General features: G+C 48.6%; 35 protein-coding genes and 3 pseudogenes. 24 read left to right on the top strand and 14 right to left on the bottom strand.

Features of this window, described 5'->3' with window-relative positions; genetic code table 11:
- Positions 1–12 precede the first annotated feature (12 nt).
- The 9 genes and pseudogenes from EQM14_RS09230 (at position 13) to EQM14_RS09180 (ending at position 7,257) form a co-directional block, all read left to right on the top strand.
- Positions 13–552 carry a pilus assembly protein PilX gene (locus tag EQM14_RS09230; protein ID WP_128742660.1) on the top strand — a complete coding sequence of 180 codons (540 nt, stop codon included), beginning with the start codon at positions 13–15 and terminating at the stop codon, positions 550–552.
- On the top strand, positions 549–2,216 hold the full coding sequence (locus EQM14_RS09225) for an FAD-binding protein (RefSeq protein ID WP_128742659.1): 1,668 nt from the start codon (positions 549–551) through the stop codon (positions 2,214–2,216). The genes EQM14_RS09230 and EQM14_RS09225 overlap by 4 nt, the downstream gene beginning before the upstream one ends.
- Positions 2,217–2,221: 5 nt before the next feature.
- A complete protein-coding gene (locus EQM14_RS09220; protein WP_128742658.1) occupies positions 2,222–2,929 on the top strand; it encodes a 2Fe-2S iron-sulfur cluster-binding protein in 708 nt (235 codons plus the stop codon).
- A gap of 242 nt (positions 2,930–3,171) precedes the next feature.
- Positions 3,172–3,496 (top strand): annotated as a pseudogene (locus tag EQM14_RS16990) (FAD:protein FMN transferase); the annotation flags it as partial.
- Between the two features lie 79 nt (positions 3,497–3,575).
- Positions 3,576–3,812, top strand: a complete 237-nt coding sequence (locus tag EQM14_RS16985) for an FAD:protein FMN transferase (protein WP_128744291.1) — start codon at positions 3,576–3,578, stop codon at positions 3,810–3,812.
- A 136-nt stretch (positions 3,813–3,948) separates the two neighbouring features.
- The gene (locus EQM14_RS09200; RefSeq protein ID WP_128742657.1) at positions 3,949–4,236 is read left to right on the top strand and encodes a DUF4491 family protein; all 288 of its coding nucleotides are present in this window, start codon (positions 3,949–3,951) and stop codon (positions 4,234–4,236) included.
- 296 nt (positions 4,237–4,532) lie between these two features.
- Positions 4,533–4,871 carry a hypothetical protein gene (locus EQM14_RS09190; RefSeq protein ID WP_128742656.1) on the top strand — a complete coding sequence of 113 codons (339 nt, stop codon included), beginning with the start codon at positions 4,533–4,535 and terminating at the stop codon, positions 4,869–4,871.
- Between the two features lie 344 nt (positions 4,872–5,215).
- Positions 5,216–6,589: an IS1182 family transposase gene (locus EQM14_RS09185; protein ID WP_128742655.1), complete on the top strand. Its 1,374-nt coding sequence runs from the start codon at positions 5,216–5,218 to the stop codon at positions 6,587–6,589.
- A gap of 230 nt (positions 6,590–6,819) precedes the next feature.
- A complete protein-coding gene (locus tag EQM14_RS09180) occupies positions 6,820–7,257 on the top strand; it encodes an antirestriction protein ArdA (RefSeq protein ID WP_326974525.1) in 438 nt (145 codons plus the stop codon).
- A gap of 160 nt (positions 7,258–7,417) precedes the next feature.
- On the opposite strand, the gene EQM14_RS09175 is transcribed toward EQM14_RS09180, so the two are convergent.
- Entirely contained in the window at positions 7,418–7,747 is a 330-nt protein-coding gene (locus tag EQM14_RS09175) for a GyrI-like domain-containing protein (protein WP_442861491.1), read from the bottom strand.
- Positions 7,748–7,764: 17 nt separating this feature from the next.
- On the opposite strand from EQM14_RS09175, the gene EQM14_RS09170 reads away from it, so the two are divergent.
- From EQM14_RS09170 to EQM14_RS09160, 4 genes are read left to right on the top strand one after another with little or no spacing between them, the layout of a single operon-like run.
- Complete coding sequence (locus EQM14_RS09170; RefSeq protein WP_128742653.1) at positions 7,765–8,424, top strand: ABC transporter permease; 660 nt, start codon at positions 7,765–7,767, stop codon at positions 8,422–8,424.
- Positions 8,425–8,446: 22 nt separating this feature from the next.
- Complete coding sequence (locus tag EQM14_RS09165) at positions 8,447–8,968, top strand: hypothetical protein (protein WP_128742652.1); 522 nt, start codon at positions 8,447–8,449, stop codon at positions 8,966–8,968.
- Complete coding sequence (locus tag EQM14_RS16980; protein ID WP_442861457.1) at positions 8,958–9,077, top strand: iron-sulfur cluster-binding protein; 120 nt, start codon at positions 8,958–8,960, stop codon at positions 9,075–9,077. Before EQM14_RS09165 ends, EQM14_RS16980 begins: the two co-directional genes overlap by 11 nt.
- Positions 9,028–9,360 carry a YxeA family protein gene (locus tag EQM14_RS09160; RefSeq protein WP_243112483.1) on the top strand — a complete coding sequence of 111 codons (333 nt, stop codon included), beginning with the start codon at positions 9,028–9,030 and terminating at the stop codon, positions 9,358–9,360. Before EQM14_RS16980 ends, EQM14_RS09160 begins: the two co-directional genes overlap by 50 nt.
- On the opposite strand, the pseudogene EQM14_RS09155 reads toward EQM14_RS09160, so the two are convergent.
- From EQM14_RS09155 to EQM14_RS09150, 3 genes and pseudogenes are all read right to left on the bottom strand, one after another.
- Positions 9,358–9,921, bottom strand: a pseudogene (locus tag EQM14_RS09155) (recombinase family protein); the annotation flags it as partial. The gene EQM14_RS09160 and the pseudogene EQM14_RS09155 overlap by 3 nt on opposite strands.
- Positions 9,922–10,109: 188 nt before the next feature.
- Positions 10,110–10,265, bottom strand: coding sequence for a hypothetical protein (locus EQM14_RS16350; protein WP_164919020.1), 156 nt, complete (start codon positions 10,263–10,265; stop codon positions 10,110–10,112).
- An 11-nt stretch (positions 10,266–10,276) separates the two neighbouring features.
- Positions 10,277–10,663 (bottom strand): recombinase family protein, encoded by a 387-nt coding sequence (locus tag EQM14_RS09150; RefSeq protein WP_128742649.1) that lies wholly within the window; start codon positions 10,661–10,663, stop codon positions 10,277–10,279.
- Between the two features lie 1,018 nt (positions 10,664–11,681).
- Between EQM14_RS09150 and EQM14_RS09145 the strand changes: the two genes are divergently transcribed.
- From EQM14_RS09145 to EQM14_RS09125, 5 genes are all read left to right on the top strand, one after another.
- A complete protein-coding gene (locus EQM14_RS09145) occupies positions 11,682–12,008 on the top strand; it encodes an ArsR/SmtB family transcription factor (protein ID WP_128742648.1) in 327 nt (108 codons plus the stop codon).
- 78 nt (positions 12,009–12,086) lie between these two features.
- Positions 12,087–13,100, top strand: a complete 1,014-nt coding sequence (locus tag EQM14_RS09140) for a permease (protein ID WP_128742647.1) — start codon at positions 12,087–12,089, stop codon at positions 13,098–13,100.
- Between the two features lie 13 nt (positions 13,101–13,113).
- Positions 13,114–13,533, top strand: coding sequence for a DUF2703 domain-containing protein (locus EQM14_RS09135; protein WP_243112482.1), 420 nt, complete (start codon positions 13,114–13,116; stop codon positions 13,531–13,533).
- Positions 13,526–14,593, top strand: a complete 1,068-nt coding sequence (locus EQM14_RS09130) for a hypothetical protein (RefSeq protein WP_128742646.1) — start codon at positions 13,526–13,528, stop codon at positions 14,591–14,593. The genes EQM14_RS09135 and EQM14_RS09130 overlap by 8 nt, the downstream gene beginning before the upstream one ends.
- Before the next feature lie 405 nt (positions 14,594–14,998).
- Entirely contained in the window at positions 14,999–15,721 is a 723-nt protein-coding gene (locus EQM14_RS09125; protein ID WP_128742645.1) for a hypothetical protein, read from the top strand.
- A gap of 4 nt (positions 15,722–15,725) precedes the next feature.
- Here the strand turns inward: EQM14_RS09125 and EQM14_RS09120 are convergent, their stop codons facing one another.
- The 9 genes and pseudogenes from EQM14_RS09120 to EQM14_RS09080 form a co-directional block, all read right to left on the bottom strand.
- The gene (locus EQM14_RS09120; RefSeq protein ID WP_128742644.1) at positions 15,726–16,316 is read right to left on the bottom strand and encodes a hypothetical protein; all 591 of its coding nucleotides are present in this window, start codon (positions 16,314–16,316) and stop codon (positions 15,726–15,728) included.
- Entirely contained in the window at positions 16,309–16,578 is a 270-nt protein-coding gene (locus tag EQM14_RS09115) for a hypothetical protein (protein ID WP_128742643.1), read from the bottom strand. The genes EQM14_RS09120 and EQM14_RS09115 overlap by 8 nt, the downstream gene beginning before the upstream one ends.
- A pseudogene (locus EQM14_RS09110) lies at positions 16,554–16,931 on the bottom strand (DNA cytosine methyltransferase); the annotation flags it as partial. The pseudogene EQM14_RS09110 and the gene EQM14_RS09115, both read right to left, overlap by 25 nt.
- Before the next feature lie 186 nt (positions 16,932–17,117).
- The gene (locus EQM14_RS09105; RefSeq protein ID WP_128742641.1) at positions 17,118–17,606 is read right to left on the bottom strand and encodes an HD domain-containing protein; all 489 of its coding nucleotides are present in this window, start codon (positions 17,604–17,606) and stop codon (positions 17,118–17,120) included.
- Positions 17,607–17,688: 82 nt separating this feature from the next.
- Positions 17,689–17,877, bottom strand: coding sequence for a ferredoxin (locus EQM14_RS09100; protein ID WP_128742640.1), 189 nt, complete (start codon positions 17,875–17,877; stop codon positions 17,689–17,691).
- A 21-nt stretch (positions 17,878–17,898) separates the two neighbouring features.
- A complete protein-coding gene (gene hcp / locus EQM14_RS09095) occupies positions 17,899–19,530 on the bottom strand; it encodes a hydroxylamine reductase (protein ID WP_128742639.1) in 1,632 nt (543 codons plus the stop codon).
- 21 nt (positions 19,531–19,551) lie between these two features.
- Positions 19,552–19,716, bottom strand: a complete 165-nt coding sequence (gene rd, locus EQM14_RS09090; protein WP_040660375.1) for a rubredoxin — start codon at positions 19,714–19,716, stop codon at positions 19,552–19,554.
- A gap of 21 nt (positions 19,717–19,737) precedes the next feature.
- Entirely contained in the window at positions 19,738–20,052 is a 315-nt protein-coding gene (locus EQM14_RS09085) for a cupin domain-containing protein (protein ID WP_128742638.1), read from the bottom strand.
- 15 nt (positions 20,053–20,067) lie between these two features.
- Positions 20,068–20,772, bottom strand: a complete 705-nt coding sequence (locus EQM14_RS09080) for a 4Fe-4S binding protein (RefSeq protein ID WP_040660378.1) — start codon at positions 20,770–20,772, stop codon at positions 20,068–20,070.
- A 115-nt stretch (positions 20,773–20,887) separates the two neighbouring features.
- Here EQM14_RS09080 and EQM14_RS09075 point away from each other — a divergent pair, with 115 nt between their 5' ends.
- A complete protein-coding gene (locus EQM14_RS09075; protein ID WP_128742637.1) occupies positions 20,888–21,547 on the top strand; it encodes a Crp/Fnr family transcriptional regulator in 660 nt (219 codons plus the stop codon).
- Here EQM14_RS09075 and EQM14_RS09070 read toward each other — a convergent pair.
- On the bottom strand, positions 21,542–22,177 hold the full coding sequence (locus EQM14_RS09070; protein WP_128742636.1) for a Crp/Fnr family transcriptional regulator: 636 nt from the start codon (positions 22,175–22,177) through the stop codon (positions 21,542–21,544). The two genes, EQM14_RS09075 and EQM14_RS09070, sit on opposite strands and share 6 nt — an antisense overlap.
- 106 nt (positions 22,178–22,283) lie before the next feature.
- On the opposite strand from EQM14_RS09070, the gene EQM14_RS09065 reads away from it, so the two are divergent.
- The 5 genes from EQM14_RS09065 to EQM14_RS09045 all read left to right on the top strand — a co-directional run bounded on the left by EQM14_RS09065 (position 22,284) and on the right by EQM14_RS09045 (position 26,868).
- A complete protein-coding gene (locus EQM14_RS09065; RefSeq protein ID WP_128742635.1) occupies positions 22,284–22,766 on the top strand; it encodes a permease in 483 nt (160 codons plus the stop codon).
- Positions 22,763–23,485, top strand: a complete 723-nt coding sequence (locus EQM14_RS09060; protein WP_128742634.1) for a permease — start codon at positions 22,763–22,765, stop codon at positions 23,483–23,485. Before EQM14_RS09065 ends, EQM14_RS09060 begins: the two co-directional genes overlap by 4 nt.
- A gap of 130 nt (positions 23,486–23,615) precedes the next feature.
- Positions 23,616–24,863, top strand: a complete 1,248-nt coding sequence (locus EQM14_RS09055) for a tyrosine-type recombinase/integrase (RefSeq protein ID WP_164919019.1) — start codon at positions 23,616–23,618, stop codon at positions 24,861–24,863.
- Positions 24,860–25,837 carry a tyrosine-type recombinase/integrase gene (locus EQM14_RS09050; protein ID WP_128742632.1) on the top strand — a complete coding sequence of 326 codons (978 nt, stop codon included), beginning with the start codon at positions 24,860–24,862 and terminating at the stop codon, positions 25,835–25,837. The genes EQM14_RS09055 and EQM14_RS09050 overlap by 4 nt, the downstream gene beginning before the upstream one ends.
- Positions 25,831–26,868 (top strand): tyrosine-type recombinase/integrase, encoded by a 1,038-nt coding sequence (locus EQM14_RS09045; protein WP_128742631.1) that lies wholly within the window; start codon positions 25,831–25,833, stop codon positions 26,866–26,868. The genes EQM14_RS09050 and EQM14_RS09045 overlap by 7 nt, the downstream gene beginning before the upstream one ends.
- Positions 26,869–26,983: the final 115 nt, after the last annotated feature.

Raw genomic sequence — 26,983 nt, 5'->3', positions numbered from 1 at the left:
GGAGGAGAATCATTGCGCAGAATTAACACCATCCTGTCAGGCGTGATCCTCGTGGTCTTTCTTACCCACGGGGTGATGGGCAGCTTCCTTCTGCTCGGTATCGGCTCCGACGCGGCGACGACGCTCGCTTGGGTCGGCTTCGGGCTGATCCTCATCCATGCAGGGCTGGGCGTGGCGCTGACGGTGCAGGCAGCGCGCGGGGGCGGCGAATTCGGCCGCTGGTATCTGCGACAAAACGCAACATTCTGGACGAGGCGCTTCAGCGGTGTTGCCATCCTGATTCTTCTATTCTTCCACTTCGGCGCCTACGGCGAGACGGTGAATGGCGCGTTCGGCCTTAAAGAATTCACCATGATCAAGCTCGTCACACAGCTTCTGCTGATCGCCGCGCTTTTCATTCATGTCTTTGTCAACCTCCGTCCTTTACTGATCTCGCTGGGAGTGATCAAACAGTGGGAGCGCCGGGTGGATCTCTTTCTGATTGCCTCCGTCTTCCTGCTGTTTTTCACTGGTGCGGTCCTATTTTACTATATCGGGTGGCAATACTTATGAACCAGACGATCCTCATTATCGGTGCCGGGCTTGCGGGCCTGTCCGCCGCACTCACAGCAGCCGAAAAACAGTACCAGGTCCTTCTGGTTTCCTCTATGCCTTCGGAACGGGCACAGTCTGTCATGGCCGAGGGCGGCATCAACGCCGCACTCGATACCAAAGGCGAAGACGACAGCGTGGAAGAACACTTCAAGGACACCATGGCGGCGGGCGTCTACCTTGCGGACCCCAACGCGGTGAGCGCGCTTACGAATGCCGCGCCTGGCATCGTCCGCCATCTCGCGGCCTTGGGCGTCGTGTTCAACCGGGACGAACACGGCAGCATCGATCTACGCAATTTCGGAGGACAAAAGAAAAAGCGCACCGCCTTCGCTATGAGCAGTACGGGAAAGCAGATCATGACCGCGCTCATTCAAGAGGTCCGCAAGAAGGAAGCCGAAGGGAACATCATCCGCTACAGCGACCATTCGTTTGTAAGCCTGATCTTGGACGAACAGAAACGCTGCCTCGGATGCGTGGCGCTGGACAATCGGACGCAGGAGTTGCTCTCTCTACAGGGGGATGCTATTATCGTCGCGTCGGGCGGCATTAACGGCCTGTTCGGAAGGACCACCGGCTCCCAGCAGAACACCGGGGTGGCGGCGGCCGAGCTGTTCCGGCTCGGCGTGCCGATTGCGAACGGCGAGTTTATCCAGTACCATCCCACCACGGCGGCCTGCTTCGGCAAACGCCTGCTCATCAGCGAGGCGGCGCGCGGCGAGGGCGGACGGCTTTTTACCGTTCGGAACGGAAAGCCCTGGTACTTCATGGAGGAGAAGTATCCCGAAATGGGAAACCTGATGCCCCGCGACGTGATTTCGCGCGAGATCTGGCGGATCATGAGTGCGTCGGGCGGCCCCACTTCCGTCTTTCTGGACATGACGCACCTGCCCCCCGAAGTGATGGAGAAGCGGCTGGGGGATTTAGTGGAGGACTGCATCACCTACCTGCATGTGGACCCACGGAAGGAACCGGTCCCCGTATCCCCCGGAATCCACTATTTCATGGGTGGCCTTCAGGTGGACGAACAGCACCGGACCACCTTCCCGCGCCTCTACGCTGCGGGGGAATGTTGCTACCAGTACCACGGAGCGAACCGCTTGGGAGGGAATTCCACGCTGGGCGCCCTTTACGGCGGCGGCGTGGCAGCAAGGTCGGCCACGCAGGATGCCGCAGGCTGCACCAACGACTTTAAAAAATACGGCGCACAGGCCGTTGAAGAGATCCGGCAGAAGGTGGCATCCCTGCAGGCGGGCAACCGGCATTTCCCCCTTCCGGGTATCCGGGCGGAGCTGAGCCGCATCCTGCTCAACAGCCTCGGCATCGTTCGGAATGGGCCGCAAATGGAAGCGGGGATTACGGCGCTCGACCGGCTGCTTGCGGAAAAGGTCGTACGTAATTACGATCCCACCAGCGGGCCGTATGAGAACCTGAATCTGGAGAGCCTGTGCCTGCTGGGCAAGGCGCTTTTGTTGAGCGCCTGCAACCGCCGGGAAAGCCGGGGTGCGCATACCCGTGGCGATTACCCGGACCGAAACGACGCGGAATATTTGAAGTACAGCGTCGCCCGATATGACGGAAAAAAAGTTGTGGTCCGTCTCGAAGATATCCCGGAAGAGAGGTGAACAGCATGCGCTTTGATCTGAAAATCATGCGACGGAAGGACGCCGGCAGCCCCTCTTTTTTTCAGACCTTCGCCTACGAAGGCATTCCGGAAGACTCCGTCGCTTTTGCGCTGAATGAGCTCAACGGCCGCGACGTGCTGGAAGATCATGAGGGCAGACCCGCGGACCGGATTATTTGGGAATGCAGTTGCCTGCAGAAAAAATGCGGAGCCTGTGCCATGCGGATCAACGGCCTGCCGCGCCTTGCCTGTTCCTCCTTCCTGGGGGAGCTTGCGGGAAGAAAACATATTATTGTTCTCGAGCCTCTGAGTAAATTTCCCATTGTCGCCGACCTGAAGGTGGACCGGAGCATCCTGTTTGCAAATATGAAGCGCATGAGGCTGTGGCTGGAGGAAAACGCCTCCATGAACCAATGGGAACATGAGAATCAGTACCAGTCCTCGCGCTGCCTGATGTGTGGCTGCTGTCTGGAGGTCTGCCCGAACTTTCGGCCGGACGGAAAATTCACCGGCGCCGCTTCCATGGTAGCCGCTTCCAAGCTCATGGATCAGGCCGAGTATGGGGGACACCGGAGCGAGATTTTAAGGAAGTACCGCCAATTCTACTTTGGAGGCTGCGGTAAGTCTCTGTCCTGCCAAAAGATCTGCCCTCTCAACCTCCCGCTGGAGGACCTGCTCGTCCGGTCAAACGCCGCGGCGGTCTGGCATAGATAGGGGCGGGGATGATGTGGAAAAATCGGCTATCGGATTTCATTGCGGGCCGATTGGGGGCGTACTGAACCGGGCAGATCTGAATTTTGCCGCAATGGGTACTGAATGTGCCTCACGGCATATGGGCTGCACGCACAGGAAGCCCTCGATGAATCGGCCGTCTGCATCCGGAAGTTGGATTTTTTGCTGTCCAGAATGAAAGCGGACAGTGATATCGGACAGCTCAACGCATCGAAAAGCGGCGGTTGGGTCGGGTAGCTCCCGAAACCTCCGCCGTTCTGAAAGAGGCCCTGTTTTACTCGGATCAGACGGGCGGCGCCTATGATCCTACAATCGGGGCACTGGTAGACTTGTGGCACATCGGGAAGCGCCAAGGAAAGATTCCGAGCGATACCGAGATTCGTCGGGCATTGTGTTCCTGCGATCCCCGCTCTCTCCAAGGAGACGGAGGTGGTCGCTTTCGGCTGCGGCGGCATCGCCAAAGGCTATGCCTGCGGCCGGATCAAGAAACTGTGCGGGCGGCGAAGGGTTTCGTCCGCGCTCTTTTCGCTGGGGACTTCCTCGATGCTGGCCCTAGGACAAAGCCGGACGGTTCCGTGTGGAGGATCGGCCTGCAGAACATTGATGGGGCGAAACCTCCTACTTCGGGATCGTTTCTCTGCGCAATCAGTTTTTATCCACCTCCGGCGATTACGAGCAGTCCTTTATCAAGGATGGACGCCGATACCACCATATCCTCGACAAAAGCACGGGATATCCCGCGGACAGCGGCCTGCGCGCGGTTAGCGTGATCGGAACCAACGGTGCACTGTGCGAAGCCTACTCCACGGCCTGTCATGGGGCCGGAGCGGGCACTGGCTTTTCAAAAAGAGGTGGGCGGCTTTGAGGCGGTTTTCGTTACGGTGGATAAACGGGTCGTCTGCACGTCGGGCTTAAAAGGGCGTTTCGAGTTTACCGGAAAGGGTTTGAGCTATCGCTATCGGTAGGAGCGACTTCATATCGGGAAAGAAAGGGGAAAAACATTGCACTTTGATGGAGTATGGATTGGTGTCGGGGCATTGCTGATCATCGGGATATTGCATCCGGTCGTCATAAAAGTGGAGTATTATTTCGGCACCAGGGCGTGGCTGGCTTTTTTAGTTTCCGGCCTGGTCTGTGTCGGAATTTCATTATTCTTGGAATCGACGCTCATGTCCTCCCTTCTGTCGATATTAGGATTTTCGCTGTTTTGGAGTATCCATGAGCTTTTCCTTCAGAAAAAGAGAGTGGAGAAAGGGTGGTTTCCAAAGGGTCCGAGAAGGGGAAAATAGAATCTATTCCCATTTGAAAGCCAAGATATCGGTGAAACTCTCTACAGAATTCACCATTTCTCGGCTGTGGCGATACCAATGGCAGACCCCAAATTGATAAAATACATCATTTGGATGAAGCATACGAATTCGGGCAAAAATTGTACAGCGGGGAAATTTAATTGCACAGACAAATTACAAATCAGAGAGCAACTTCGGGTATAATGCGTCATTCAGATTATTTGTAAAACAGAAATTTGACGGGCAGTTTTTCATTGAGCATTATAAGACATTTAGCCGTATTGAGAAGAGGAAAAATGAATAAGAAGTTGCTATGCATAAAACTGATTCATACAATCATCTGGGTATTTTTTGTCGTAGTGATTTTCTATATCCTGTTTGCAGGTATATTTGACAGGGTCAATGTATATACCTTTATCGCCATTGGGCTGGTCATAATAGAAGGATTGATTCTTTTGCTGTTTGGTTGGAGATGTCCATTGACGGTTGTGGGGGAGAGATATACCGATGATCATGAAATAGGCTTTGATATTTTCCTCCCAAAATGGATTGCCAAGAATAATAAAGCTATTTTAGGAGCGTTTTTTGGGATTGGGGTAATTATTGTGATTTTGAGGTTGCTTAATATTTTCTGAAGTAGATTTTAATTGAACGCGTCAGCTTCCCGGTCTTTTTCGTCATCTGTAACTATCATGTCGGGTATCCATTACAAGTCTGAGGTAATTTGCGCCTTATCTCGTAATACTCTCAGCGTATGTGCCATAAGTATTAGGAAAACTGCAAAATAGCCCGGAATAAGGACAAAAATTAAAATTGAAGCTATCACATTACACAAGGCGCTGCCCAAGCGAGATTATGGGCAGTGTTTTTGTATATAGAAATCACTTCGTGCCAAGTTCGAGGTGTTGACAAAGTTCCAAAAGGAGAGGCAAAAATGGTATAATGTAGGCAAAGAAAAAGCAGTGGGATGTGTTTGGGAATGCTGACGGAGCGAGACGGGATACAGATAAAAATGCATTGTGTCACCCTTGAGGACCTGGTGCCGCAGGAGCACTTTTTGCGCAAGCTGGAAAACGCCGTGGATTTCAGCTTCATCTACGACGAGGTTCGGGATTTGTACTGCCCGGATAACGGCAGGCCCGGAATCGATCCGGTAGTGCTGGTAAAATATCTACTGGTGGGATATCTGTACGGTATCGAATCGGAGCGTCGCATTGAGCAGGAGATTCAGGTGAATATGGCCTACCGGTGGTTCCTGGGGTTGGATTTGGATGATCGGGTGCCCGATCATTCTGCAATTTCCCAGAATCGGCGCAGACGGTTTCATGGAAAAGAGGTGTACCGTCACCTGTTTGAACATATTTTGCATCTATGCATGGAAAAGGGATTGGTGGATGGAAAGATCATTCTGACGGATTCCACGCATGTAAAAGCGAATGCCTCATTTAAGGCGAATACAAAAGTACTGGCCCAGCGCGAGACAACGGACTATATGGAACGGCTGGATCAGTATGAAGCGGAGGAACGTGCGCGGCTGGAGTCATCCGGCGCCATCAAGCCGCAGCGCGCGGGGCGTGAGAAAAAGGAAAGCGAAAAGGTGCAAAAGACGGTCAGCACCACCGATCCGGACGCTGGAATGCTGCAGCGGCCCGGAAAACCGGAAGGAATGCATTACCTGGATCATCAAAGCGTGGATGCCGCTCACGGAATTGTGGTGGATGTGGCAGTGACACCGGGAAATGTGAACGATTCGGAGCCATACCTGGGACGCATTGAATACATGCGGAAGCATTTGGGACTGGATATTCAAGCAGCCGGCGCGGATAGCGCCTATGGCACCAGCATGATTTACCGGGCGATGGACGATATGGGCATCTGGCTGTACACGCCCGCAGCAACGGGCGGGGCAACCTACAAGGTGGAGTTCAGGCGCGAGAATTTTCAGTATGATGCGGAAAAGGACTGCTTTATTTGCCCTGCTGGAAAACAACTGACCCTGCGGAATCTTGAGAGGGAGCACTACAACGTCTGCCGGGTATACAGAGCCGAAAAGAAAAACTGCCGGGCCTGCCCGATGCTAAGCAAGTGTGTAAGTGGCAGCCATCAAAGCCGCGCGATCCGAAAGAATATTTTTGAGGAATCCGTAAAAAAGCAGCGGGACACGGATGGTACATTCACCCACAAACATATCCTGAGTCTGCGCCAGATTTGGTGTGAGGGCAGCTTTGCGGCCCAGAAATGGATGCACAACTTAAGACGTCTGTTCAGACGGGGAATCGAGGCGGCGGAAGATCACTGCCTCTTGTCGGCAACCGCCTTAAACCTAAAGCGCATGGTTAAGTGCCTGGGATAAGTCCCAAGGCGCTTCTTTTTTTGCCTGTTCCCCCTGGATTTCTCATGGCTTCGTCCCGAATGATGGGGGTTTGTCAACACCTCGAACTTGGCCCGAAGACCGTATACGGGGCACTGCCCCGTACCCCGACAAGGGGCAGTGCCGCACGGAGGCCGGAACCAATGAGTGCGATTGAAGCCTTTGTCACTAATCTTGGGCGCTACAATTAAGGGTATTTGGACGGAGAGTTTTTGAAGCTCCCCGCTACTGAGGAAGTTCAGGCGCTTTTCCGGCGTATCCATATGGACGGGGTGCGGTATGAGGAAATTTTCATCACGGACTACGAAACCAACATTTCCGGTCTGTATGACTGTCTCCCCGAATACGCCGATCTGGACGAGGGCGACCGGGAAAAGTTTGAAGCCGCCCTTTCTTGCGGCGACCATACAAGCGACTTGAAAGAGTTAATCAATCTCGCACAAAACCTTGACTGCTATGAGTATTACCCCGGAATCTGCGACGAGGACGATTTGGGCCGCTATATGATCGACGAAATGGGCGCGTTGGAAGTGCCGGAGTATCTGGAAAATTACATTGACTACGAGGCTATGGGCGGGACGTTTTCTTGGAGGACGGCGGCACATTCACTGAGAACGGCTATATTGTGGACACCGGCGACCGCTTCGTAGAGCTTTACAACGACAGGGACAATTTGCCGGAGAAATGCAAAATTTTTGCGTACCCTGATCCTGAAAAATCTATCCGCGACACTCTCAAACAGTATCAGCAGCTGATCGACGATGCACCGGTTCCCCAAAAAAACCGGCCCGCCAAAGCAGAGGAACGGTCTTAAACGGGAACGCAGATTTCACACAGGTGCCTGTCGATCATGGTGGGGATGTACCGTTCGAGGATGGGGCGGAAAACGTCGGGCTGTTGGCCCTGAGCCGATAGCTGAACGAAGATTTCGCCCCATGCTTTCTGGATTGCTTCTGCGGTATGGTCAATCGTAAAAACGACGTACTTGCCGCCGGGTAGTTTTGCTACGTCTATATCGGTGTCCGTAGTTGTGAAATCTTCGGAAACAACGATGCCGACATCATAGCGGCAGTTTTCAGGCGGCATCACTGCGGGGTTGTCTTGTGAAATCCCCAAGATAACCGCCGATTCTGTGAACAGGCTGTTAGCTTTCGCCCATGGTATGGACGTTTCCTATTTTAGTCGAACAGGTAATCAAAAACAACATGACTACGGTTTTCCCCGTGTGTATCACGCTGATTGCCGGTTATATCATTGCGCGTGAACAAAAAGACGATACTCTAAAAAACATACTGACGGTTCCGCTGACGTTTAAGCGGCTGCTTGTCAGAAAGCTGCTGGTCTGCGGATTGATATCGCTGTTTCTCGGACTCGTATGTACAGTCTTTACGATCCTTGCAGGATTGCTTACGGGATTTCCGGGGTTCTCGACGGGGGCCGCAGTACAAGGCCTGATGCAGATCACGTTTCTGAACCTTTTTCTGTATATTTCTGTCATGCTTATTATCATTTTGACCAGCCGTTCCGCGAATGGTTTCCTGGCCGGTGTCGTGATTTCCCTTGTCTATGGTTACGGTGGCATGTTTGCCGCAGGCAGTATGAAGCTGGCAAACCTTTATCCCATCACGGCAAGTCTGGGAATGATCCATTACCGGAGCTATGAAGTGCATTGGAACATTCCACTTTGCTGCTTGAGTATTGCGGTCATGCTGGCAATTTCCACAGTTCTGATCTTGTCGATGTCTGGCAATGTCGAGTCAAAGAAACCTGTGAAAAATAAGGCAAAACACAAAGCCCCCCTGAAAAAGGGATGGTAGTTCAAAACAGGAGGTTATGCTGATGAAAATAGCAAAATCGGTTATCAAATTCGGGCTGATAGCAGTTGCTTCCTGTCTGATACTTGGCGCGGCGGGCTGTTCTTTATTGAATAACATTGATAAGGACAAGGTGCTGGATACTTATAATGACGTGATCCAGTCTGCCGGGAAAGCCACACTCACAAAAAGAATTTTTCTGAAAGGCGACCGCGAATTCGGTGCTGACAACTATGTAGGAACCTACAAGGCTGATTATAAAAGTTTCACCGGAGCGGAGTATTTATTTGGAAACACTTCTATCGAGCGGGAAAGCGGTAATTCTGTGGTCATTACCTGTGCATTTGATGTTAAAAATGGAACCGCTCAGTTATTCTGGCTCAGTGGTGACGATGACCCTGTGGTTCTTCTTGAGGGTTCCGGCGAATATTCGGATACTGTTGAACTGCCGGAGGGCGGAAACTATTTTGGAATCACCGGCGACGGGCTAAAAGGTTCCGTGGAGCTTACGATAACGGATGCGAAAATAGAAGCAAATGAATCATAAAAAAGAAAATACTGATCATACCGGCTGTGGTATTGGTGCTTGCGGCGGGTGCGTCGTTCTTGTACCTGTGCAACGACGATCACAGCACCGTTTATTATACGATGGTTGATAACAACCGTGTTAAAGAACAGACAACAGCAGCTTCGAGCGGCGCGGGCAGTTATGAATATCATCTCGATACTTACGATGCAGATGGGAATATGAAAAGCCTTTCCTTCAAAACAAGCCGTGAGCTGCGGGAAGGTGCTTATCTAAAATTGGAAGTTATGCCTGTACGCGGCGTCATCAGTTGGGAAGAATATGAAGGATTTACCCGAAACAGTAAAAAGCGTTTATCTGAACTGTCCAATTTAGTTATAGATATTTTTTATAATCTAACAATATTATGTTAATTTGTTCACTTCGTGCTTGCGCTTGTTGATGATGCCGCTTTTTTCAAGGTGGTAGCCATACGGAGGCGTGCCACCGCGGAAGCGTCCCTCCTGAACCATCTGCCCGAGAGCTGTTTTGGTTCTTATGGAGGTTTTCTGGCTTTCTCCGTCGGCCTGCCAGAAGCGGATGTAGTTTGTCAGGCGATCCGTATGTGATTCAAACCGCTGTTCTCCCTCGTTGACGCTCCATACCTTGATTCCTTTTTTTGCAAACCATTCAACTACAAATGGCGTTTCGTCAGATTTTCTGCCGAGTCGGTCAAACATAAATACTAATAAAATATCGAATTTTCCTTTTTCGGCATGTTCTTTAATAAGTTGAAGTTTATCGCGGTCTGCTGCGCTGACCTTATATCCGGAAACGCCGGTTTCCTGTTCCTCACGAACGATGGTCCAACCCATACGCTCCGCGAATTCACGGCATGCTTTCCTCTGCATAGGGATATCAGCCTGATTCTGCTCATCGTGGTCTACCTGTTTGGCAGTAGAAACTCTGTATAAACAATAAACTCTTTCAGCCATTTTGTATCCGTCCTCTCATATAAAATATTGTGTGAGAGACCGGACACTTGATATATGAAATTGTCAAGGTACCGATGGCTTTTTCGCCAACGACATTATCTCACACAAAGCAGGAGAAAGCTATATAAATAGCTGTGTTTTTCGCATATTGGCATTAGAAAAAACCGCCTTTAAGTTATGTTTTGAAATTACGCAGTCCTAATTACATAAGCATTTATCAATGCCTTTTTTATGAAATCAGCCGCTTCTTTGTTCGGTTCCGGAGCAAAAAACAAGGTAACAGGTATTCCATTTATCTGGATTTTTATGGTTTCTACCTTCTTATCCTGTTGAGTTGTATTCATAGCGAGGCCTCCTATTCCGTGCCCATGGTAAGCCCATGGATCGCTTCTATATCTTTGAGCAACCTGATTTCGCCTTCCAATGGCGAATAAAGCTTGATGCCCAACTGATCCAAGCCCTGGAGAAATTCAAGCATTTTTACGGTGTCTCGCCCAAGACAGTCCAGCCTTCTTACCAGCAGCACATCCATTTTTCCATCTCCGGCCGCCTTCATGACTTCCATAAGGCCGGCACGATCAAAATTCAGCCCGCTGCCGAGATCTTCAGACACCCCCGCGATTTCAAGGTCCATCTGTTCCGCATAATCCAAAAGCTCCCTTCGCTGTCCCTTCAAGGCACCATGAGCATCCTCCGGAGCGTCGATGCGGCAGTACAGCCATGCTCTTTTTTTCTGTTCCATATATAATATTTTACCTCCGTCCTTTGTGAATGCGGTTTGATCTTACAAGGGCGCGGCAGGGCGTACTTTCCCTGCCGCGTAGTTTCTAAGATCAAACAATCTGCTTGTTCTTCATTTCAATGCTTCTATTCGGCACTGCTTCCCGAAGCGTGGGCGGCAGCATAAACGGTTTGCCGGTTAAGCAAACGCCATAGGAATTTCACCTCTCCCAGGATCTCTGCGAGCCGCCCCCATTGCTTGAGTCTGTGGCTGGACGGAAGTAGCGTTGGCACTGTCCGTTTCATTGCGAAACAACCCACTACGGGCTGCTTTATGACCGGGCTTTGCCGCTCGTCGCCTTCGATGCCATCGGTTCGACGGATGTCTGTCACCCATCCGCAGGTAGTCTTGGCGCGCCCGTCATTGTCGCTGCCGCTCATCACGGCCGGACAGATCATGTATTTATACTGCCGGATATGAAATTTTCAAGGAACAATGAGGGAATACAAAAACCCCCTCACTTACTTACCCGTTGAGTGAGGGGATTGAGCGGAAAAATTTTTACTTTTCCATAAATTTTTTTAATTTTGTCAGGGCTTTTTACCTTTCTGTCGTGAATCGTCCGCTGTGGCATGCTGGTGTCTCTGGACAACTGACGCTCACTTTTACTATTAAAAAACAGATATATTGCACCATAGGCTTGTTCTCCATTTTGTGATTGCAGAAATTTAGAAATTAAGAACGATTGGGGGGGAACTCGGCAACGCAACATGATTATGTGCAGAAAAAAGAGCATACCAGTGGGCATATGATACCCATGGATATACTCCTGTAAATTATTTTACCTGTGGTTGGCGTCGTTGCATATAAGTAGCATAAGCCTTTTCGACGAGCTACAGTAGAGAATACCTTGTGCATAATTGCTTATAAACTTGTAAAAAGGCGGTATCCATCAAAAAGGAACATTTTCATATTGACAAAACTTGATTTGACGCATATACTAGTGGCATATCAAATAATTTTGATATGAGGTGATAATTTGGCAACCATTTATGAAGAACAGGCAAAAGTGTTCAAGGCATTTTGCGACGAAAAACGTTTAAGAATACTCAAACTTCTGCGCGGCGGGGAGAAATGTGCCTGCGTTTTGCTGGAGCAGCTGGACTTGGGGCAGTCGGGACTTTCTTACCACATGAAGATTCTGATTGAATCGGGTATTGTGGAGAGTCGGCAGGAAGGCAAATGGACGCATTACAAAATCAGCGAAAAGGGCAGCGCTTATGCTGGTACTCTACTGAAAGAACTGACAACGCCGAATGCGGCTACAGAAGAAAAAATCTGTTGTGCATCGAAAAAGCCATCCTGATGATGGCTTTTTAAGAGCAGGATACATCAAAATTATTTGATATAATTGTCCTTTTATCGAAAGTGAGGTTTTTATCCAATGCAAATACTAAAAACAATTTGGGATTTCTTCCAGTATCAAGTTCTTGCCATGAAATGGCTGGATGGGATGATTGGAAGAGGCCTATCCGCTATTGGACTTGATACGTCGGCACGGCTGGGTGGAAGCATTGAATTTTTCCTGTACGATGTAATCAAGATTACGATACTTCTGTGTTCTCTGATTTTTCTCATCAGTTATATCCAAAGTTACTTCCCACCGGAGCGCAGTAAACGGATTCTCGGTCGTTTCCATGGTGTTTGGGCAAACTGCATTTCGGCGCTTCTTGGTACGGTAACACCATTCTGCTCTTGTTCCTCTATACCGCTGTTCATTGGGTTTACATCCGCAGGGCTTCCGGTTGGGGTAACGTTTTCGTTCCTGATATCTTCCCCAATGGTGGATCTCGGATCGCTGCTTCTGCTGATGAGCATTTTCGGCGCAAAGGTAGCAATTATTTATGTAATTGTTGGTCTAATCGTCGCAGTCGTCGGAGGCACGATTATTGAGAAGCTGCATATGGAGCGGTATGTTGAGAGCTTTATCCTGTCAGCGGGCAGCGTGGACATTGAATCGCCGGACCTGACCAAAAAAGACCGGTTGGTTTATGCTAAGGAGCAGATGTTGTCCACCTTCAAAAAGGTGTTTCCCTATATTTTAATAGGCGTGGGCATCGGTGCAATTATCCACAACTGGATTCCTGAAGAATGGGTTTCACTTGTTCTGGGAAGCAAAAATCCCTTTGGCGTTGTTCTGGCAACCCTGATCGGTGTTCCAATGTACGCCGACATCTTTGGCACCATTCCGATTGCGGAGGCACTGTTATACAAAGGGGCGCAACTTGGCACGATACTTTCATTTATGATGGCCGTTACCACGCTGTCACTGCCGTCCATGATCATGCTCCGCAAAGCAGTCAAGCCGAAGCTGCTGGCACTGTTCATCGGTATCTGTACCATAGGCATTATTCTTGTAGGCTACTTCTTTAACACGATTCAGGCATTTATCATATAGGGAGGAAAGTATTATGGCAAAGACATGGTATCCAGTTATTGATTATCTCACCTGCGCGGAGTGCGGCACCTGTAGTGCAACGTGTCCTCACGGTGTCTATGATCCCTCAAAGGCTCCGTCACCCGTCATAAAAAATCCGGAGGCCTGCATTGACCATTGTCACGGCTGCGGGAACAGCTGTCCGGTTGGTGCGATTACCTATGTTGGCGACGATACCGGCTGGACACCGCCGAACGGCGCACAGGAATCTGAGGGAGACGGCTGTTCCTGCGGATGCGACACATCTTCTGAAAAGAAGATTGTCGTTGAGTATCTCTATCTTGATTTGCATACCTGTAACCGCTGCATCGGAACGGACACTGTGCTTGATGAAGTAATGGAGACGATTACCCCCGCGCTGCGGCTTGCCGGTTTTGATATCGAGTATGTTTGAAGCCGCCGATCTTAATATCGAAGAGTTGCTCTGCTTTTGCTTCCGGCCCGAAACCAAGAACGGCGGTGGTGACCTTATATACCTTGCAACAGCCGGAAAGATCATAAAATACCGTGGGACCGGACAGTTTGCTCATGAAACTGCCGTCATGGAAGCCGCTGACGGAAAGATAACCTATGCTGATAATTTCGATGTTGATATAGATCGCCTCATATGCGCTTTTATCTGCCGGCTTGTTGAAGAATGTGTTTATCGGATTTACGATGTTGACGAAATACTCAGCCATGAGCGTATCGAACTGCCGCATGACAAATATGGACTGACTGATGTGACGGATACGGAATTTTTAAGGCAGGGCTTCAGGTTGAACGATAAGTACTATCTCTACAATATCTTCCTTGATACGTCTATCGGAAGTATTAACCCCGAAGCGCCGAACACAATAGAGATAATGCAGCACATAAAACCGCCAGCAAGAATACTCACGCGATGTGACAATAATCTCGCCGTCCCATATTCACAAATGGTCGGGACCGCAACTTGGGACGCTCAGAAATATCGTGGGATCACCTTGAACTTCGAGAATATTTCCGAGCAGCTCCGACGCGGAAAAGAAACGATTATCCACTACGATCCTAAGACGAATCATCGAATACTTTTATATATAAAGAAAGCTATTGAAAACGGTACAGAGCTGTATCATCTGAATGTCGAGCAAATATGGAACCCTGATATTTTCGTCGGTACTGAACCGGTTATAATGACAAATTACCTACACGGGACGTACTATCCGTCGCTTGAAAAATTCGAGCATATCGACTTCTCTGTTAATCAGTACACCAGGGACGTCTTTGAATTAAAATACCGTGATGCCGAACAGCAGACCGGAATCTCCATCGGAGAGTACGCCGACGAGCACTATAAAGTCTGGTGCGTAAAAGGCGGCAACCTCAGCACCGAGGTTTGGGCTCAACTCGTTTGCGCCACGCTCGATGAGCCATTCCGTAATATTTTCCTTGAGACAATCGGCGGTGGCTATACCGAGGAAGAAACTACCTAAGGAGTTTCGCAATATTTCGCTATGTTTCAGGAGCACTCCTTAACGCTCAACTTATGAGCATACTGGGAAACTGAAAGTATAGTTTTCAATTTTCTATCTTTTCCCTTGATTCAACTTGACTTTTCTTTTGATCAGAGTTGATATAGACATCAACGGGAGTTGCCCGGAAAAATAAAAGCGTCATGGCAGGCTGATATGATTCGAGCATATCAGCCCTGCGCAAAGGTGAATAGGCCACCCTGCACAACCGTAAACGGCGCCACGACAAGGTTATTGTACCTTGTTTTTTGTGGCGGCACAAGAAGAATCTTTCGCGCGTGCAAGGGAGTGGACAGAGGAACCCCACCTTTGCACGCGCTTTTACGCGCCGGAGATTCCCGACTTCAAAGAAAGGTCGGGGTACAAATGAACTTTTTTCAGAATTCGGAGGATCTGCTGGGCTCCAAGGAAGCGGAACAGCCCGGTTCCGTCACGGATCTCCTGCGGCTTGCCGCGGAGATCCGGACGAAGCTCGGCGGGGAGGGATATCTGATCGAGAGCTACCTGTCCCGCTTCTTTCAGGCGGTCATTGCTTCCTGCAGTCAGGAGGCCGTGTCTGACGGTTATGAGGCGTCATCGGAACTGAGAGACCTGTGCTTCTACGCTCTGGATGCTGCCTCCGGAGATTCGTCCCCACACAAGCACCGTTCGTTCCAACTGACCGATACCGACGCGGAGGCGGAGACGCATCCCTTTTACCCGGAGGTCAAGCAGCATTTCGAGGAGAGCCCGGATCAGTCCGCGCAGCGGTTTACGGTTGTGAACTGGCATTACGCGCTGCTGTCGGAGGAGTTCCTCCAATACGCCATGTCCCGGTTCCTGTCGGATAAAAAGGAAAACATCACCGAAGTTCTCCAGAATGCCGATCTGAACATGCTGTATGACGGAATTTCCGCTGTCGTCAGGGAACCCCTGATGGAGCGGTTAAACCGGATGCTGAAGGAGCAGTTCCTTGCCGTTCCCGCTTCCATGGGATTTTCCTACGGGCTCTCCTGCGCCTTGCTGGACAGCCTGGTTTATGAGGACAGCGAAACGGGAAAACAGATGTTTCAGCTTCTGATGGACGACTGCTCCGAAACGCTGAAATAAACCGTCAGTCCTCTGGCACGATCCAGCGCTCCCCGTCGTAGTCCTCAAATTTTTCCGTTGTCACATTCTGCTCGAAATAAATGGCAAGAATGCGCTTGATGTCCTCCTTGCCGGCGCGTTTTGTGGAAAAGCCCTGCTCACGCAGGGTTTTTTCTATACGGTTCAGGTAAGAGAACACCTCGCTCTGCTTTTCGTTCCGGAGCCGGATCACCACCAGAAACTCTCTGGACGTCGCCATCTGCACCTGCATCCGGTCGAGCTGGGAGAGATCCTGCTCAAGAAGCCGCCGCACAGCCGGGAGGTTTTCCTGCTCCAACCGTGCCCGGAGAAACTGCTTGTTATCCTCAAAATTCTCCCGGCTGTTGAGGCACAGAAATTCCAGCTCCGCGATGCCCTTGAGAACGGTCATCAAGGCGTAGATCCGGGCCGAGACGCTTTTCTCGGAAAGCACTGAGATGTTGGTGGGCTTGATGATAAAATACACCAGTTCGTCGCCACGGTTGGTCGCAAGGCTGTAATCGGTGACGGCCTTCGTGTTGATGAGCTGGCGGGTAACCTGTTTTTGCCTTGCGTTTTTCTTCTCTGCCTTATTCATGTTTTCCATACCCCCATTCGTAGACCTGCTGCCTTGTGAAAAAGAAGGCGCAGGCGTTTTTAATGAAGTCGAGGATGCTGGTATCGTCGAAACGGATGGTCAGAAACGCGTAAAGGGTCGTGATGACGATGGGAGGCAGAAACCGGAGCTGCGCCAGCGCGAACACGGAGATCAGCAGGCCGACACCGATGATCCCGATGTCCCGGAGCTGCCACAGCCACAGCGTCGCCTTGGATTTCAGGTTGTCCGGATAGATGTACATGATGGTTCCTCCTTGAATTTGCGTAAAAAATAAGCGACTCCCCGGAGCACATGCTCCACGCAGGGAATCGCCACGCTGTTGCCCAGCGCCTTGTATCTGGCGCTGTCCGAAGCGCCGGGAATGTCTGTCCAGTGATCCGGAAAGCCCTGAAGCCGTTCGCATTCCAGCGGAGTCAGCCTCCGGATCAGCTTGCGGACGCAATGGGGATGCGCATGGGTTTCCGACACGTCGGCTTCGCTTCTTTCACACACAAGGTCGGTGGCGTCCTTGTACTGCCGGGCGCTCTCTGTGCTTACCACCTCGTTCGGCGCATATTCGTCGCTGCGCTGCTGGGAAAACACGCAGTGCCGGTCTAATCCCGAAGATTGAGTTATCCCGATGCTGTCAGGTAAGGGTAGGGCTATTTGTTGAGAATCAAGTATTTTCTCTTCCGTTGTCATCATAAAACCTCCAGATAATAGATTAAAAGCGGACTGACAGTTCAATTCTGCCAGGACCGCTTTTTTCGTATTCATACTAATTGTTGATTTAATTTTCCTTTAGGCATATATTGCGTTTAGAATGGCTTTCCCACTCAATGTTTTAAACATTTTACTCCCGATACTGTGAACGGAGTCATTCGACATATTATCTTCATAAGCATTAACAAGAAAGTCCGCCTCAACCAGTATTTGATAATCGATTCCCTGAATGTCGGTATAGGTATGATGATGCGCGATAAGCCAGTATACGCGGTCAATAACACCTGATTCGATGCCTACCCCCTCCAGAAGCTTTTTTGCTTCAGGCGGACCTTCAATCTGCTGATAGTTCCCAGCGGAGCTGTTGTACTTTTTCTCACTGTTTTTAATCCCAATGTCATGAGTAAGCGCCGCGATTTCAATAATCTCCTGCGTGCTTTCGTCTAATCCTTCCATCTCTCCGATTGCCTTGGCAAAACCGAATACCTTCAGAAAATGGTTGATTCGCCGAACATCCCCGGCGTAATACGCGATCATAGCATTTATTACTTGCCCAATATGGTTCATTTTACACCCCTTGCCCTCTGAGAGTTCCAGTTAAAGTGCCCTTCTGAACGGCCAAAACCTTTCAGAAGGGCGCTGATTCTGGCTATTCTACCATGATAACAGAGACGGGACAGTTATCACGCGCTTCTGCTGCCGAGTCTTCCGCAGATTCAGGAATAGGGTCCGCGCAAACCTCCGCGTGCCCGTCATCAGCCATCCGAAATACCTCCGGACAGGTTGATGCACATAGCCCGCAGGAAATACAGCCTTCTCTGTCGATCGTCGCTTTCATATGCTGATATTCCTTTCTCTATCAGGCGTTCATGAACAGTTTGATGTCATCATCAACTGTTCCGACACCCGCGATACCAAATTTTTCAACCAATACCTTGGCCACATTGGGAGACAGGAAACCCGGCAGCGTGGGGCCGAGGTGGATGTTCTTCACGCCCAGGTACAGCAGAGCCAAGAGAACGATAACGGCCTTTTGTTCGTACCAGGCGATATTGAAGGCAATCGGCAGTTTATTGATGTCATCGAGTCCAAACACCTCTTTTAACTTCAGCGCAATCACCGCCAGAGAATAAGAATCGTTGCACTGTCCGGCGTCGAGAACTCTCGGAATACCGCCGATATCGCCCAGCTTCAGCTTATTATAACGGTATTTCGCGCAGCCCGCCGTAAGAATCACCGTGTCCTTCGGGAGCTTCTCGGCAAACTCGGTGTAGTATTCTCTGGACTTCATGCGTCCGTCACAACCTGCCATGACAAAGAACTTTTTGATCGCGCCGGATTTGACGGCATCGACGACCTTGTCGGCCAGAGCCATTACTTGATTGTGTGCAAAGCCGCCGACGATGCTTCCAGTTTCGATCTCATCTGGCGCGGGAAGGGTCTTGGCAAGCGCGATGATTTCTGAAAAATCCTTTTTCCCGTTCTCGTCGGCTTCGATGTGCTTGCAGCCGGGATAGCCCGTGGAACCCGTGGTATAGATTCTGCCCCGGACCTCTTCGCTTCTTGGCGGGACGATGCAGTTAGTGGTAAAGAGAATGGGGCCACGGAAGGATACAAATTCATCGAGCTGCTTCCACCAGGCGTTGCCGTAGTTGCCCGCGAAATTATCGTATTTTTTGAAAGCCGGGTAATAATGGGCGGGCAGCATCTCGCTGTGGGTATATACATCCACGCCGGTGCCTTTGGTTTGCTCCAAAAGCTGTTCCAGATCGGTCAGGTCGTGGCCGGAAATCAGGATCGCGGGATGTTTTCTGACGCCGATATTGACCTCGGTGATTTCAGGATTGCCGAACCGTGATGTGTTGGCCTCATCCAGTAGCGCCATAACTTTGACGCCGTATTCTCCGGTCTTCAGCGTCAGTGCCACCAGATCATCGGCGGAGAGGGAATCGTCCAGCGTTGCCGCCAGCGCCTCATAGATGAAGGCGTTGATTGCCGAATCTTCTTTTCCGATGTTTTTCGCGTGCTCGGCGTAGGCCGCCATGCCCTTAAGACCGTATGTGATCATCTCGCGGAGAGACCGCACGTCCTCGTTTGCGGTTGACAGCACACCGACGGTAGTGGCTTTTTCCAGCATAGACGCTCTGGAGCTCACCATGAAGGTCGCCGCATCGTGTAAACCCGCAGAAGCATTAGAATTTCTGAGTTCGTCTCTTACGGCGATCATTTTCATGATCTGCTTTTCAATAGAGCCGTCGTCAAAATTCGCGTTGGTGATGGTCATAAACAGGCTGCTGAGCACCTCATAATTTGTTTCGCCAAGGGTTTTGACGTCCAGCTTTCTTTTGACTACAATTTCTGAAATGCCCTTGAGGGTGTAAATCAGAAGATCCTGAAGCTTTGCTACTTCTTCGGTTTTTCCGCAGACGCCGCGCACCGCGCAGCCCTTTCCTCCGGCGGTTTCCTGACATTGATAACAAAACATACTCATTTTTGTTTCCTCCTTTAAAATTTAGTCTTCAACAGGTTCAAATTCGTCCTTGCCGACAAAACAGATCGGGCACTGCCAATCATCGGGCAAATCTTCAAATACCGTGCCGGGCCCGATGCCGCTGTCGGGATCGCCAAGCGCTGGATCATAGATATACCCGCAGGGAATACACCTGTACTTTTTCATCCGGTTTCCTCCTTCGCTTTCTCAGCTTTTCGGAGCGGGCGCCTTTACGACAATCAGCTCCAGCGTTTCGTCATGCACATTTTTGACATTCATTTTAGTTTGAAACGGGATTTTCAGCAGAGTTCCGGCCTCATACTCATGGATTTCCTGATCATCAAGTCCGATGGAGAGCCTTCCGCGAATGACGGTCATATACACGTTTGAATTGGATAAGTGCTCCGGCAGTCCCTCGCCCTGGTTGAACACCATGTGGAGGTAATGCAGGTTTTCGTCAAATATGACTTTTTCTATCGCTTTTTTATTGGTTTTGGACAGCTTATACTCTTTTTCTATCATTATGATACCCTCCTGTCAATCAAGAATTTTTCCGTCGGTTGAAATCGTCACTACCTGCCAGGGAATCATTTTGCCGCTGTTTTGAAGCGCCCGTTTTACCGCGTTTTCGATCCCGCCGCAGCAGGGAACTTCCATTCTGACTACCGTGACGCTTTTAATGTTGTTACTCCTAATGATCTCCGTGAGTTTGTCGCTGTAATCCCCTTCGTCAAGCTTGGGACAGCCGATCAGGGTCACTTTGTTCCTGACAAACCTGTTGTGAAAATCGCCGTAAGCATAGGCCGTACAGTCGGCGGCCACCAGCAGATTGGCGTCCGCGAAATACGGAGCGTTGACCGGCGCAAGTTTGATTTGGACTGGCCACTGTGACAACTGGCTTTTATTTTCGCTGATATTGGGCTGGACGGCCTCACACTCATTTTCCCGATGGATTGCTTTAGACTGCGTCCCCGGGCAGCCGCAAGCCAGCGTTTCTCCCTGTTTGCTCAGCTTGCTTTTCTTCACGGCGGCTTCGTCGTATTCCTTCGCTTCGCGTTCCTCAAAGCTGATCGCGTCCGTCGGGCAGGCCGGCAGGCAGTCGCCGAGACCGTCGCAATAATCGTCGCGGAGGAGCTTGGCCTTTCCGTTTACCATGCCGATTGCCCCTTCGTGGCAGGCTTTTGCGCACAGACCGCAGCCATTACATTTTTCTTCATCAATTCTAATAATCTTTCGAATCATGTTCCGTTCACCTCTTTTTCCGAGTGCGTTATTTCAGGTTATTATTGACTTTCTGCCTTAAGTTTACTATTCTTAAGTCAATAAGTCCGTTGGATTTCCAACGAAAGAGGATATTATGAAAAATTATTTGGATGTGCTGAAAACAGTACGATTATTCAAGGGCATTGAAGAATCAGATTTACTGCCACTTTTGTCATGCCTGACCGCAAAATCGGTTCGTTTTGAAAAAGGGCAAACCGTGTTTTTCAGCGGCGAAAGCATCGAAAAATTCGGCATCGTTCTATCGGGACAGGTTCAGGTTGTGCAGGATGACTATTACGGAAATAGAAGCATCCTTGGAAAAATTGACATTGGGAATCTGTTCGGGGAATCCTTTGCCTGCGCGGAAATAAAAACGCTTCCGGTCAGTGTGATTACGATGAGCGAAAGTGAGCTTCTCTTTATCGACTGTCACAGGCTTGCAGTCCCGTGCGCGAAGGCGTGCGGTTTTCACAGCAAGCTTATTCAGAACATGTTAAACATCGTATCCATGAAAAATATATCACTGACGCAGAAAATTGAATTCACCTCGAAACGAACCACCCGTGAAAAACTCCTGGCCTACCTTTCGGCTGAGGCCAAGAAATCGGGAAGCAGTCACTTTTGCATTCCATTCAACCGACAGGAACTCGCGGACTACCTTTCCGTCGAGCGTAGCGCCATGTCGGCTGAGCTTTCCAAGCTCAGGGACGATGGCGTTCTAAGGTTTTACAAAAATCAGTTTGAGCTGTTATAGCTGAATCGTGCGGTTATCAATTTCAATGATTCCCTCGTCCTTCATTTTTTTCAGTTCCCTGAACAGCGACGGTCGTTGAACGCCCAAGTAGTCTGCCAGTTCTTTTTTGCTGAACGGAAGGACGATTTTCGAAGAGCCTTGAATAATAGATTGTTGCTTGAGATAGTCCATTAAGTTCTCACGCAGCGTTTTTTGGGTCAGCATTTTAATCTTCCGATTCATACCTTGGGAATTCAGAGACAAGGATTTTATAAACCGCATGACAAAGTGATAGTCATGCAGGAATTCCATAACCGCTTCTCTCGTTATATGAAGCACGTCCCCATCTGTTACGCCATAAATATTTAACGGATAGTTGGTATTTTCTCCAAACAGCAAATTAGCTCCGATAATACTGTTTTTTTGAAATTCGAACATTGTAATCGCGGAACCATTTTCTGATAAGGAATACGCAACCAGCTTTCCCGATAAAACAACGTCGAGCACAGAACAGGCTTCATGCTGATGGTGTACCGTCGCGCCCTTTGAGTAATGCCTGACAAAAATTTGGTTTTTCGCAATACATCTATCCAAAACGGCGGTATCCATTTCCGAAAGCAAGGGTATGCGCCGTATTTTCTCAATTATCATATAGACCGCTCCTTTTTGAATATTATAACAAAAAGAAACATGGGTGTCTATTTCAATTGAATAATACCCTTTATAATCTGATCAAACAGATTATAGGAGGTATCACATGGATGTATTGACTTTGGCAATGTGGATCGGAACCGCCATATTCCTAATATTTTCTTTTGCCAAGGATAAGGGAAAAACAAAGCAGGCCCTCAAAATGGCGTTTGGCATGGGCAAAGGAATGCTGGGCAGTATTTTGTCCATTATTTTTTTGATTGGTTTAATCCTGACTGTATTCCCGCCTGAGAACATTGCCGAATTTGTCGGCAAGCAGTCGGTACTTTTGGCCACTGTTATTGCTGCCGCGTTCGGAGCAATTACCCTGATTCCGGCATTTATTGCTTTTCCGCTTGTCGGTACGCTTGTGCACGCGGGCGTGGGGATAGTTCCATCCGTCGCTTTTCTGACAACGCTTACGATGGTTGGTATCGTCACATTTCCGCTTGAAAAGCGTGAGTTTGGCTTAAAATTTACCGCCGTGCGAAACGGGCTGAGTTTTCTATTTGCGATTATTATTGCACTTGTTATGGGGGTGATTGTATGAAGGTTCTGCGTAAAGCAAAAGAAAACCTGTTTATCCTGTTCATTGCGGCAGCTTACATTGCTATGTTTATTATAAACCAGAACATGGGCATTGCCTCTGTCAAGAACAGCTTCTATTACATAAAAGAAATGATTATGATCATGCCGGTCATATTTGTTCTGACAGCTCTCCTGGATTTATGGGTTCCCAAGGAAAAAATCATGAAGTATCTTGGAAAAGAAGCAAAAACAAAAGGCGTTGTTCTTTCTCTTGCGCTTGGAAGTATATCGGCGGGCCCAATCTACGCGGCGTTTCCACTATGCGTGATGCTGCATAAGAAAGGCGCTTCAGTCAGAAATCTGGTTATCATTTTAAGCGCTTGGGCAGTGATAAAAGTCCCGATGCTATTAAATGAGTTGAAATTCCTGGGATTTAAGTTTATGGCGGTTCGCTGGGTTTTGACTGTCATCGCCATCGTTGTTTTTTCTTGGATCACAGCGAAAATTGTAAAGGATGATGACCTGCCTCAGCTCAGGGCAAATCAGAGCGGCCCTTCTATCAACAGATCCGCCTGCATGGGGTGTTCTTTGTGTACAAAAAACTACCCGGAGTTATTTGAAATTCAGAACAAAAAAGCTTCTCTCAAAGAAATTAGCGAAGAGATCGATCAGGAGAAGCTTATGAAGGCAGTAAACTCTTGCCCGGTCAAAGCAATTTCTATTTCTGCAGATGAAAATTAGCGACAACTGAATAAGGAGTTTAAACCTTCTTTTTACTCGTATGGTTTCAATAACTAAATATATCGAAAGCACCTCTATAATGAAGTTGACGGTCATAGGCCGATCCACAATATTATGGAGGTACTTTGTTATGCAAAAAGAAATTGAACTAAAATGTCTTTGCGACGGACTGCTCAATGCGTTACGCAAGATGGGGCTGGGAAAATACAGTCTTCGTAACTATTACTATGAGGGCATGTGGCCTCTCATCAAGGCGTACCGAAAAGCCGGGAAAGAGTTATATGATCCTGTGTTTACAAATGAGGTAGTTCTTGGTATCCAGAAGCAATTTCAAGAAGGTCTTATTGGGAATCACATAAATATGCGCGTTCGTAAGATGGCGGCGATGATGGAAGAATATTCTTTAAGGCGTTGCATCGTGTGGCATAGAATCAAGCCTTGTCCAACTTATCAGTTATCTGCCTATTATGAAAACATTACGCTGGAATTTAAATTTTGGGAAGAAAGAAGAAAGATGCGTACCCCTAAAGGAATCCAAAGTTTTGTCGGGATAACGCGCAAATTTTTCAGATATCTCGAAACGAACGGGCATTCTTCATTAAAAACGATAACGCTCAAATCGATCAGTGATTTTCTACTGTTTGTTGCGCCGCAACATAAAGGCAGCATGGAGCGTGTGCTAAGTGCGCTAAAGAATCTGTGTGAATATCTGCTGGGCTGTATGGACTGCATTGATTTTAGACCTTCATTAACGGCGCGGCCGTCGCAGAGGAAAAAGCTGATGCCGGTATTTTCAACGCAAGAGGTTGTGGCGATTACAGATTCCGCAATGAAGTATTCCAGCTTGTCCAAGCGAGACACTGCTGTTTTTGCTATAGCGCAAAGTGTTGGCCTGCGTGCGGTCGATATAGTAAACTTAAAATTAGTGAACATTAATTGGAACAGCCATGAAATCAGATTTTGTCAGCATAAAACCGGAGTGGAATTGGCACTGCCTTTGGAACCCGCAGTCGGAAACGCCATAGCAGACTATATTCTTAATGAACGCCCAAAAACACAATCGGAATTTTTGTTCGTTAGAGCGCGATTTCCTTATGGTGCAATGACCCCCAATGCGGTTGGTGATCGACTGAGATTGCATATGCGCAAGGCTGAGATGAACTACGATCCGGGATGTCATAAGGGCTTTCATAGCTTTAGAAGATATGTGGCCACGCAAATGATTGATGGCGGAGTACCGATTGATACCGTAAAAGAAATATTAGGTCATACTCAAATTGACTCAATGAAATCATATGTACGCATCAGTAAAAAGCGGCTACTTGTCTGCGCATTAGACCTTGACGGAATTGAAGTTACGCAGGAGGCACTTCTATGAGATATGACTTTACCGGAGCGTTCGCTCCGTATATATGTGGTTTAATCGCACAAAAGCGTGCCTTCGGTTTCGATTATCTGGAAAGCGAACGTATTTTGTATATGTTTGAACGGTTTTGCCAAGAACAATTCCCTAACGAGACACAAATAACGCAGCAGTTGGTTCTAAAATGGGCCGAATGCCGGGACTGTGAACGGAATCTGTTTCGACTCAACCGAGTCTCCGTTATTCGTGAGCTTGCCAGATATATGAACGGTATAGGCATTGCGGCCTATGTCCTTCCAATGGAGCTGATGCGCAAAACCGAACGTCACATCCCGCATATCTACACCAAAGAGGAACTATCTACCATTTTTAGTGTGATTGACCAATGTCAACCATCAACCCGAACGCCAGTAAAGCACTTAGTTGTTTCCGTGATGTTCAGAATGATTTACTGCTGCGGATTAAGGCCAATTGAAGCTCGTCGCCTACGTCCGGAAGATGTTGATCTTAATACTGGCTGTGTAAAAATACTGGAATCCAAAGGTCATAAAGACCGCATCGTCATGCTTTCGGGCTCAATACTGGAATTATGCCGCCGGTATTCTAAAAAAGTTGGGTTGATCTATCCGGAAAGAAGATTCTTCTTTCCCAGTCCAAGCAGTCGCGGAGAGGGGATGTATTCCCAAGAGTGGATCATTCCCACCTTCAGGAAATTTTTGATTGAGGCCGGACTATATCACCATTGCGCAGGGAACGAACCCAGACTTTATGATCTCCGCCATACATTTGCCACACATCGTTTGTATCAATGGATGAAGGAAGGACAGGATGTCAATGCCTGTCTTGCTTATCTCAGCGAGTATATGGGACACAAAAATCTGTCTGACACCGCCTATTACATTCATCTTGTGCCTGAATTTTTTCCACAAATGTCAGATCTTCACCTTGAAGATTACGTAGATATGATTCCGGAGGTAGAACAATGCTGATGAAAGACGAACGCTTTTTCAAAACAATTAAAAATTTTCTTGAGATATATTTACTCAAGCAAAAAAACTACAGCAAAAATACGCAGAAATCCTATCGGGAATCATTGAGTCTCCTGCTTCAATATTTTAAGGAAGAACTTGGCCTTGGGTATGCTCGGATAGGTTTCGATGATCTGACTTATACAAATGTCTGCGGCTTTTTGGATTGGCTCACAGTTTCGCGGGGATGCTCACCTCAAACTGTAAATCTGCGCTTGATGGCGATCCGCTCTTTTGCAAAATATTCAAGCATTGTCGATCCGGCAAAGATCTATTTCCAGGTCGAGTTAGCAAACGTACCCGTTAAAAAAGCCCACGGTAAGGTAGTGGAATTCATGAGCTTGCCAGCTCTCGAAGCATTATTTCTGCAACCTAATACTAAGAAGACAACAGGTTTTCGGGATTTTTGTTTTATGATTTTAATGTATGACGTTGCCGCACGGTGTCAGGAACTGTTGGATTTGCGGATTGGCGATTTGGAATTGCAGCAGAATACTCCGTCTGTTTATCTTACAGGCAAAGGGGCTAAAATGCGAAAACTACCCATTTCGTCCAAAGTTGCTGGGCATCTGAAGAATTACCTCAATACAGCTCATCCTGCAATATCAAGGAAAGATGAGGATTTTCTGTTCTATACAATCTCTCATGGCCACAGAAACAAAATGTCCTCGGATGCTGTCTCGCTGTTCATGCGCAAATACGGAGAAACAGGCAAAAAGTTATGTTCAGAATTTCCGGATAGAGTTCACCCACACCAGTTGCGCCATTCCAGAGCGATGCACTTGTATCGGGGAGGTATGCCTCTGGTTTTACTGTCCGAGTTTCTCGGACATGCCGATGTAAACACTACTCGGATCTATGCCTGGGCCGATACTGAAATGAAAAGGCAAGCCATACAAAAAATTACAGATAAATGTGAAGCCAATGCTACAATCGAGCTGATTTGGGAAAATGACGAGCAGATGATCAAGCGTTTGTATGGTCTTGCATAGTCTGTTAAAACAATATGATTCAGTCCAAAAGTGGCCGAGTCGGCATTAGCCTACCCGACCACTTTTAATATTATTATCTGGAGGTTTTATGATGACAACGGAAAAACACATACTT

Origin of the sequence: Caproiciproducens sp. NJN-50, from assembly GCF_004103755.1 — a bacterium.
Classification (GTDB): Bacteria; Bacillota; Clostridia; order Oscillospirales; family Acutalibacteraceae; genus Caproicibacter.
Note: the sequence above shows the minus strand (reverse complement) of the source record. Positions and strands in the feature narration are given on the sequence as shown.